The organism is Chamaesiphon polymorphus CCALA 037 (genome assembly GCF_003003845.1).
In the GTDB taxonomy this organism is placed as follows: Bacteria; Cyanobacteriota; Cyanobacteriia; order Cyanobacteriales; family Chamaesiphonaceae; genus Chamaesiphon; species Chamaesiphon polymorphus.
Map to the genome: position 1 here is coordinate 1 of NZ_PVWO01000625.1, position 2,881 is coordinate 2,881.

Consider the following 2,881-nt stretch of genomic DNA (forward strand, 5'->3'; position numbering starts at 1 on the left):
GTGCGGGTGTCGGTATCTGTTTTAGTCGGATTATTTGGTGGGGTATTAGTCGATCGCGTCGGTGTGACAGGCGTCTGCGGAGTGCTGCTGGGCGTTGTCGGACTATTAGGCGTTGTCGGACTGACGGGCGGCAACTGACTATCGGGCGTTGACGGACTATTTTGAGCCACAGCGGGGAAGATCGCAGCTAGGTTTACCATTCCCAAAATGCACGCGGTAGCTAAGAAAAGTTGACGAGGTAGAGTAGATGTCATGACTGAATAAATAGTTGAGTTTGGACGCATCAAAACGATCGAGATCGCGACGATCTCGATCGCCTATTGAAGTAACTGCGCGACTAATCGATCGCGCTGTAATTAGTTGTTGTTACCGGACGATGGTGACATCTGTCCTTGGGGAACCGATTGAGGCATGGTATCGGACATTTCTGGCGATATGCCTTGCGGCATTTGATCCGATTGGCTTTGGCCATTTGGTATTTTTTGTTGCTGGTTTTGTCCCGGCAAGCTGATACTTACCACTTTATTTTTGTGGGCTTCAGATTTGGGCATCGTCAAGCATAGGACACCATTTTGGAAGTCAGCTTGAACTTTGTCATTTTGAATGGGAGCTGGTAGCGGAATAATCCGTTGAAACCGACCGTAACGAAACTCCGAACGCCGCATCCCCTTGTCTTCATTGTTAATTTGGGACTTGCGTTCGCCAGTAATTGCGACGGCATCTTCAGATACTTTGATATCCAAATCTTTGACATCGACACCGGGAACTTCCATCTGAAGTTTTACTTCATTTTCGGTTTCGTGGATCTCCGCAGCAGGGATGAAACTCATACCACTGACTTGACGATTGCCATCAGTTGATGACATCATCCGATCGAATAGTTGGTTCATCTGCTGTTGCATACTTTCGATTTCACGAAATGGTTCCCAACGCATGATTGCCATAATTTATACCTCCAGTAAAATTATTCAAGAGTGTAAAAAACACTCTTTTTGCTATCTATATTTAGGATATTCAGCCTGGTAATCGAGGAGATCGGTCTAAAGATAGAAATTGAATTTCAGGAGTCTAATTAGTAAATTAACCAGCGCGATCCTCAATTATTACCAGCCGGATCGGCAGCATTAATTAGCTCGGCTTTTTGCGCGTGTGGGGGTCGCTCGATAATTTGTGCGGCACTGGGACGACGCTCGCGTTGGGGAAGGTCGAGTTTGACAAAACCACCTGTGGCGATCGAATTATATAAAGCCCGAATAATCCGCACGTCGATCGATCCTTCGGCTCCAGATGGCTCTGGTTCGCGATCGTGGATAATGCAGTCGGAAAAATAGACAAACTCAGCCGCCACCTGATCGGTAGCTCCAAAAGTTTGGGTTTCAGTATCAGCTTCGATCGTAATCTTGTGTTCGATCTCGCCGCTGGATGCGTAGGCTGGCTTGACATATAAGTCGCCAAGCGTCCCGATGACTTGATAGGTAGACACCTTCGCCGCACCAAAACTACAGACAAAAGTTGCCAATCGATCGCCAGGAAAGCGCATAATTCCCGTAGTCATCTCCGGTACTTCGGCAAAACGTTCTTCGCCATTATTGGCACTGGTGGCAAAAACTTCGATCGGATCGGCTTGAAACAGATATCGTGCGGCATTGATGCAATAAATACCGATATCTTCGATCGTCCCACCACCTACTGCGGTGGAGAGTCGGGTATTGCCACCTTCAGTTTGTTGGCAAAATACCGAGTTAAAAATCCGAGGTTCGCCAATTTTACCCGATCGCAGCACCTCGATCGCTTGCATATTAGCTGGCTCGAAATGCAGACGGTAAGCAATCATCAACTTGACATTGTTGTCTTGAGCCGCTGCAATTGCCCGCTCGCATTCTTCGACCGTAACAGCCATCGGCTTCTCGCAGAGTACGTGGATACCTGCCTGAGCCGCTCTGACGATATAGTCGCAATGTATATGATTGGGCAAAGCAATATAGACAGCATCGATGCTACCACTAGCTAGCAACTCGTCGTACTCATCGTAACTATATGCACGATCGATCCCATATTTTTTGGCAATTTCGCTCCGCTTAGTCGGATCGTCAGAGACGATCGCGACTAGCTCGGAATTTTCGGCATGGTCGAAAGCGGGTAAAGCTGCTGCCTGTGCGTACCAACCTAGACCTACCACTGCGTAGCGAATTTTTGGCTGGGAAGATGAATTCGATCGAACTGAAGCATTTGTCATGTTGTCCCTCCTCTAACTACCGATGGAATTAACCAAACTGTGGATCTGGGGTGACGCCGCTGCTTTGGAGAACTGGTACATTCATCAAATTGCTCGCAGGTGGATTTTCTAGTGCCGAGGCTGCGCCACCTAAAGCTTGACGTGCTTGCTCGGTCGAAATTATCGTCCACCCAGCTCTCAACAGTTTTTGACAGGTGGCCCAACCCTTCGAGCCGTTGGGAATGAGATAATCTGGTACGCATAAATGAGGAAAAGCTGTATGAGGTTTCCAGGGATGGTAAGGTTCTAATCGGAGGTGAAGCGCAAGTTGCCCTTTAGAGCCAAACTTGGGAATCCAACAAATTTGTCCAGCCATTTCAGTGTCCTCCAATTGTCAATAGAGCGTGTAGCGATCGGCGATCTCGCTGGACTGTCGAGCGGCGAATCTCGATCGATTGCAAAAAGTCAAGTGTTTTTTACATGACTTATATTTCTAAAGCTACTTAAAAAAAAAATCAAACAGCTCTGTCAAAGGTAAGAGCTTTGGAAGATAAAATAAATCTCTATAATTGTTACTAAATTGACTAAAAATCGCCATTGCCAGTTAATCCCTCAGTACTTATAACTGCCCAGCGAGTGCGGCTTAGCCGTTTGCTCGATCGATTA

Annotated in this window: 3 protein-coding genes and 1 pseudogene; all 4 read right to left on the reverse strand. The window is 47.1% G+C overall.

Annotated elements, in window-relative coordinates; all coding sequences use genetic code 11:
* Positions 1-254, reverse strand: a pseudogene (locus C7B77_RS29455) (hypothetical protein); the annotation flags it as partial.
* 102 nt (positions 255-356) lie between these two features.
* Positions 357-944, reverse strand: coding sequence for an Hsp20/alpha crystallin family protein (locus C7B77_RS27375; protein ID WP_106312489.1), 588 nt, complete (start codon positions 942-944; stop codon positions 357-359).
* A gap of 152 nt (positions 945-1,096) precedes the next feature.
* Positions 1,097-2,236: a Gfo/Idh/MocA family protein gene (locus C7B77_RS27380; protein ID WP_106312491.1), complete on the reverse strand. Its 1,140-nt coding sequence runs from the start codon at positions 2,234-2,236 to the stop codon at positions 1,097-1,099.
* 28 nt (positions 2,237-2,264) lie between these two features.
* Complete coding sequence (locus tag C7B77_RS27385) at positions 2,265-2,591, reverse strand: hypothetical protein (RefSeq protein WP_106312494.1); 327 nt, start codon at positions 2,589-2,591, stop codon at positions 2,265-2,267.
* Between the last annotated feature and the right edge of the window lie 290 nt (positions 2,592-2,881).

Coding starts and splice junctions, on each gene's coding strand:
- C7B77_RS27375 (WP_106312489.1), bottom strand. CDS start 944: ATGGCAATCATGCGTTGGGAACCATTTCGTGAAATCGAAAGTATGCAA.
- C7B77_RS27380 (WP_106312491.1), bottom strand. CDS start 2,236: ATGACAAATGCTTCAGTTCGATCGAATTCATCTTCCCAGCCAAAAATT.
- C7B77_RS27385 (WP_106312494.1), bottom strand. CDS start 2,591: ATGGCTGGACAAATTTGTTGGATTCCCAAGTTTGGCTCTAAAGGGCAA.